Raw genomic sequence first — 6,688 nt, forward strand, 5'->3', positions numbered from 1 at the left:
CAGAAGTGAAACCAAACAATGGTAACACAAACGCTGGTACTAACAACAATGCTGGTACAGAAGTGAAACCTGGAAATAATGATAACGCAGGAAATAATAAACCTGAAAACAAACCTGCTCCAGAAAATAAACCTAATAATAATTCAAATGCAGAAAACACTAACACAAACAACAACGTAACTCCATCTGAAGATATAATAAACAATATATTCTCAAATGATGCTTCAGGGGTTAAAGTTACTTTAACTGATAAAACAACTGCAGCAAAACTTTCTGCAACTCCTGTAGAAGATAAAGCCTTAGCAAGTTCAGTTCTAGAAAAATTAAACTTACCTGCAGACAATCAAATCAGAATATTAGATTTAAAACTTCTAGACAAAGACAATCATGTAGTTAATTCAAATGCAAAACGTACAGTTGCCATTGTCTTAAAAGAAGATGAAAAAGATGTTGCTATCTATCACATAAAAGATAACGGGGAGTTAAAATTAATAGACTCTACTACAAAAGATGGTGTTGTAACATTTGAAATAGATCACTTCAGTAAATTCGCAATAGTATCTAATAAACCTAAACAAACTTCATCAAATATCAACAATTCAAAATCAGGAAAACATTTAGCTAAAACTGGTCTATCAAATAATAATTTAGCTTCATTAGCTGCTATGGGACTAGTATTAAGCGGTGCACTAATATTAGGAAGAAGAAAAAATAGAAAATAATATTATTTCTAAACAATATTTATTAAATTAATTCTAAGAGAGGCAATTTTGAAAACATACTTCTAAATTGGGTTCTTTGTCAAGTACGGTTGATTTTAAAAATTAGGAAGAAGCTATGCTATATTAAGTAGTATAGCTTTTTTCCTATTTTTTCGTTTTATTTATTATTTAAATATAAACATTACACTAGTATATAAATAATCAATTAAAATTAATTTTCAGAAAAATTATGAAAAATTACACTCAATTAATTGATTTTATGTGAGAAATAAGGTAGAATTATACTTATAACAAAATTAAAAGGAAAATATTAATGAATAGAGATGCGTATTTTTATTTAGAAATGAAAGAGCATGAGTTGAAAGTTCCATATACGGGGAAAAATCGTCGTATTAGGGTTCTTTTGCCAAAAGGTTATGCTCAAGATGAACATAAACATTATCCAGTAGTATATATGAACGATGGACAAAATGTATTTTATAGTGGAGAATCTTTTAGTGGGCATTCATGGAAGGTGATACCAGCAATAAAAAGAAATCCTGATATGCCAAAAATGATAATAGTTGGAATTGATAATGATAATGAGGGAAGAATGAATGAATATGCTCCTTGGAAGTTTTCAAGTTTACCAATATTAACTTTTGGTCTGACATTAGGAGGATTAGGTTCTGAGTACGCTGATTTCTTTGTAAATGTAGTTAAACCATTTATAGATAGTACATATCGTACAAAACCACAACGAGAATATACAGCGATGATTGGTAGTTCTTTAGGTGCTAATATATCACAATATATTGGTTTAGAACATAAAGATGTCGTAGGTTGTTTGGGAGTATTTTCATCTGCAAATTGGTTGAATAAACCAGAATTTGATAGATTTATTTCGAAACATAAGGTTTCAGATCAAAGAGTATATATCGAAGTTGGAACGAACGAGGGAGATGACACAGATAAGCAATTAGCAAATGGTAACCTAAAACAATTATATATTGATGCAAGTTTAGATTATTATCGTCAGCTAATTGATGCTGGTTTATCTACAAGTGAGTTGAAATTAAATGTTGTAGCTAATGGAGAACACAGTGAGGAGTGTTGGGCTAAATATTTACCAGAGTGTTTAAGATTTATAAGTGAAAATTGGTAAAAATATTTTTTTAGAAAATGGAGGTTTTAGGATTGAATATAGAGAATTTGAGTCATTATAGTGGAAATTTAGGAAGAGAAATGGTTCTTAATAGGTATGGACATGCGGGATTACCGATTGTTGTGTTTCCATCATCAGGTGGGACACACAATGAGTATTATGATTTTGGGATGATTCATGCTTGTGAAAGTTTTATAAATGAAGGAAAAGTACAATTTTTCACATTATCAAGTGTTGATAGTGAATCATGGTTATGTGACTGGAAAAATGGTCACGATAGAGCATTAGCTCATACACAGTATGAAAAGTATGTTATTGAAGAAGCTATTCCATTTATTAAACATAAAACAGGTTGGTTTGGACAAATGATGGCTACTGGCTGTAGTATGGGAGGATATCACTCGTTTAATATTTTCCTACAACATCCGGATGTATTTGGTAAAGTAATTTCACTTAGTGGAGTTTATGATGCTAGATTTTTCGTAGGTGAATATGGAAATGATGAGTTAATATATAGAAATTCACCTAGTGATAATATTTGGAATCAAAATGATGGGTGGTTTATTGACCACTATAGAAACGCTGATATTATTGTATGTACGGGTCTAGGACCATGGGAGCAAGATGGACTTCCATCATTTTACAGTTTGAAAAGAGCATTTGAAGAAAAGAATATTCCAGCATGGTTTGATGTTTGGGGCGAGGATGTTGCCCATGACTGGCCTTGGTGGAGAATACAAATGCCATACTTTTTAGATAAATTAAATTTATAATAAAGTTAAGAGGAGACAAAGATTTATGAATTACATAGTTATATCACCATATTACCCACACAATTTTCAAAAATTTTCTATTGAGTTAAAAAATCAAGGGATTAATGTACTTGGAATAGGTGAAGAGCCATATGAACAGTTAGACCAAAGACTTAAAGAAGCATTAACTGAATATTTTAGAGTTAATAGTCTTGATGATGTTGATGAAGTGAAACGTGCTGTTGCATTCTTATATCATAAGCACGGGCATATTGATAGAATAGAATCACAAAATGAGCACTGGATGGAATTAGATGCTGCACTTCGTACACAGTTTAATGTGTTCGGTTTAAAAGAGAACGATCTTAAAAAGACAAAACATAAATCAGAGATGAAAAAATACTTCGAAAAAGCAGGAGTACCTGTAGTACCTGGTTTCTTAGTGAAAAAAGAAGGTGACATCGAAAAAGGTGTGAAAAAATTAAAATTACCATTAATAGCTAAGCCAGATAATGGAGTAGGAGCATCAGCAACTTATAAACTTAAAGATAAGAAAGATGTAGAAAATTTCAAAAAAGAATGGGATGGAAATACTCATTATTTCTTAGAGCCTTTTGTAGATAACTCTGATATCGTAACTTTTGATGGATTAGTAGATGCTAAAGGGAATATTGTTTTTTACACTAGTATCGTCTATTATCACACTCCATTAGATTTATTAAATAATAATACTCTTGATTGGGTTTATTATATAGATAAGGATTTAGATCCAAAACTAGTAGAATATGGTAAAAATGCAGTAAAAGCATTTGGTATGAAAGAAAGATTCTTCCATATTGAATTTTTCAAAACTAAAGATGATTATATCGCAATCGAGTATAATAATCGTCCAGCGGGAGCTTTTGCAGTAGACGTATATAACTTTGCACATTCAACAGATTATTTTAGAGTTTATGCTGAAGTAGTTAATGGAGCATTTAATGGATTAAATGTTGATGAAAAATATGGATTAGCTTCAACACGCCGTGATTATAAAGATTATGTATATTCAGATGAAGATATTAGAAATAAATATCAAGATAAATTAAAAGCTGTTTTAAGAATGCCTGAAGCTTTTGCTGAATTACAAGGTAATACAATGTATGTTCTTGTTGCTGATACTCTTGAAGAAATGAAAGAGATGGAAAGATTTGTAGGGAAGTTAAAATAAATTTATAGTGAAGTGGGACTGTCCCAAAAGTCCTAAATTTTAACAAAGTGTATATGAGAACTCATAGACGCAGTGGTTTATTGATATCTAAATTCGTTTTATAAAAGCTTTTTAGATGTCTAATAAACTTTGCGGGAGTGACTCGACAAAATCGATTTCGATATGTATCCCTTTTACTGGACAAGCCAGTGAAAGGGATATTTTTATATCTTGAGGAATGATATGTAATAACTATTTGACTCTTTTTGACAACGTGTACATTTCTTGAATTACTAAAAGAAGTGTGTTAAGATTTAAATGAAAATTATAAAAGGAGAATAGCATGAAAATATCTAGAGAACATTTAGAACTATTAGCGGGAAACTTTCAGAGTATAGATGAAACAACTAAGGAAATAATTAATTTAGAGGCTATATTAACGCTTCCTAAGGGGACAGAACATTTTTTAAGTGATATTCATGGAGAATATGAAGCATTTGATCACATTTTAAGAAATGGTTCAGGTATTATTAAAGAAAAACTTAAAGAGGTATTTGGCAATAGACTTCCTAGAAAAGATTTAAATCTTTTAGCTACTATTATTTATTATCCAGAAGAAAAATTAAATCTTATAAGAAAAGAATATGATGTGTGTGACTATAAAGAATTTCAAAAAATTATCCTTTTACGTTTATTAGAGGTAACGCAAGTAGCAGCAAGAAAGTACACTAGATCCAAAGTCAGAAAAATTTTACCAAAAGATTTTAAGTATATTATTGATGAATTACTTTATAAAATGCAGAGTAGTGATAAGAATGATTACTATGATAAAATTCTTGAGAATATTATTGAATTAGGTGCGGGTGACAAGTTTATTATTGAATTATCATTAAGTATCCACAAGTTAACAATCGATCACTTGCATATTGTTGGTGATATTTATGATAGAGGACCTTTTCCTGATAAAATAATGGATAGACTACTAGATTATCATTCTGTAGATATTCAATGGGGAAATCATGATATGTTATGGATAGGTGCTTATCTTGGAGATAGAATATCATTAGCAAATGTAATCAGAATATGTGCAAGATATGATAATTTAGATATTATAGAAGATAGATATGGAATTCCTATTAGAAATTTATTAAACTTTAGTGAAAAGTATTATAAAGATGATGACTGTAAAGAGTTTTTACCGAAACTTTCTAAAGATGATGAGCTGAAATATAGTGAGCATGAAATTATGCAAATAGCTAGAATGCATAAGGCTATGGCAATAATTCAATTCAAATTAGAAAAACAGATTATTGATAAACATCCTGAGTTTGATTTGGAATCAAGAGCGTTATTAGATAAAATTGACTTTGAAAAAGAAACTGTAAAAATTTGTGGTAAAGAATATCCATTAACGTCATGTAATTTCCCAACAGTTGATAAAGAAAATCCATATTTATTAACGGATGAAGAAGAAAAGATTATTAATAGATTAAAAGAATCATTTATAGCAAGTGAAAAATTAAAAAAACATGTTGAATTATTTATTAATAAAGGTGGCATGTATTGCTGCTATAATGGGAATCTACTTCTTCATGGTTGTATGCCAGTCGATGAGGATGGAAACTTCCAGGAATTTTCTTATGGAGGAAAGAAATATGCAGGTAAGAAGCTACTAGACTTTTTCGATAAAAAAATTCGTAGCATATTTTATTGTGGTTGTAGAGAAGATAATGGATTATTCTTTTACTTATGGCAAGGCAGATATTCTCCGTTATTTGGTAAATGTGATATGACGACGTTCGAAAGATATTTTATAGAGGATAAATCTACTCATGAAGAAGTAAAAAATGCGTATTATGAACTAAGAGACAATGAAGAATTTTGTATTAAGTTATTAAATGAGTTTGGCTTAACTAGTGAGGGACATATTATAAATGGGCATACTCCTGTTAAGGAAACAAAAGGGGAAAATCCGATTAAAGCTAATGGTAGAACGATTGTTATTGATGGTGGAATGTCTAGAGCTTATCATAAAACGACAGGGCATGGTGGTTATACTTTAACTTACAATTCTTATGGGTTACAGATAATGAGCCATGATATATTCCAAAGTAAAGAAGAAGCAATCAAAAATGAGACGGATATTATTTCAACTAAGAGAGTTGTAGATAAATTATGTCGAAAAAAAGTAGCAGATACTGATAGTGGAGTAAGAATAAAAAAACAAATTGAATTATTAAAAATTTTATTAGAAGAATATCGCCAAGGGACAATTTGTGAAAGATATTAGTTAATATAAATCGATATTCTGAGTTTCTTTGTATTTAAGGGGGGAGAGATATGATGAAGATTTTATTAAGTATACTAGAGATTTTAATGCTACTAGGAATAATAACAAACTATAAACTATTAAAAAAAAGAAAAGAAGAAAAAGAGAAGAATAATTAATTAGTCGATGATTTATTAAATTGATAGATGTAAAAAGAAGGAGCTTAAAATCTCCTTCTTTTTATGAAAAATGATGTAAAGAATATTATTTTTGTAAAAGTAGAATGCAGTACAATAGATATAATATTCAAATAAAATTTTAGAAAAATTAAAATTTTTGTTGACAACAGTTAAAAAGTATATTATACTAATAAACAGTTAATTGAATATGTACCTCACAAAGTAAGTGAGGTAGAGGTTGCGATTTTTATCAGTAAGGTAATTGAAAGTGTAGGACTTGATGATATTACTTGAAAGGAAACGTCGCCGAAATAATATTAATCCTATGTTAATATTATTGGGGCTATACTGAACTAAGTATAGAACTGTCATAGTCGTGAGGCTATGTTGCGCTACTAATATCTTGTTTTGGAGAGATAATGTGAAGTATAAC

5 protein-coding genes and 1 riboswitch are annotated in these 6,688 nt (G+C 29.7%); all 5 genes read left to right on the forward strand.

Features of this window, described 5'->3' with window-relative positions; genetic code table 11:
• Positions 1-722 (forward strand): LPXTG cell wall anchor domain-containing protein (locus tag RWN11_RS06380; RefSeq protein ID WP_314160926.1); only part of this gene is annotated, 722 nt, incomplete at its 5' end.
• Between the two features lie 313 nt (positions 723-1,035).
• The gene (locus RWN11_RS06385) at positions 1,036-1,866 is read left to right on the forward strand and encodes an alpha/beta hydrolase-fold protein (protein ID WP_314160927.1); all 831 of its coding nucleotides are present in this window, start codon (positions 1,036-1,038) and stop codon (positions 1,864-1,866) included.
• 32 nt (positions 1,867-1,898) lie between these two features.
• Positions 1,899-2,639: an esterase family protein gene (locus RWN11_RS06390; RefSeq protein ID WP_060913782.1), complete on the forward strand. Its 741-nt coding sequence runs from the start codon at positions 1,899-1,901 to the stop codon at positions 2,637-2,639.
• Positions 2,640-2,664: 25 nt separating this feature from the next.
• A complete protein-coding gene (locus RWN11_RS06395; RefSeq protein WP_314160928.1) occupies positions 2,665-3,828 on the forward strand; it encodes a carbamoyl phosphate synthase large subunit in 1,164 nt (387 codons plus the stop codon).
• Positions 3,829-4,150: 322 nt separating this feature from the next.
• Positions 4,151-6,097 carry a fructose-1,6-bisphosphatase gene (locus RWN11_RS06400; RefSeq protein ID WP_314160929.1) on the forward strand — a complete coding sequence of 649 codons (1,947 nt, stop codon included), beginning with the start codon at positions 4,151-4,153 and terminating at the stop codon, positions 6,095-6,097.
• Between the two features lie 382 nt (positions 6,098-6,479).
• Positions 6,480-6,658, forward strand: a riboswitch (Lysine riboswitch).
• Positions 6,659-6,688: the final 30 nt, after the last annotated feature.

The organism is uncultured Gemella sp. (assembly GCF_963519265.1).
In the GTDB taxonomy this organism is placed as follows: Bacteria; Bacillota; Bacilli; order Staphylococcales; family Gemellaceae; genus Gemella.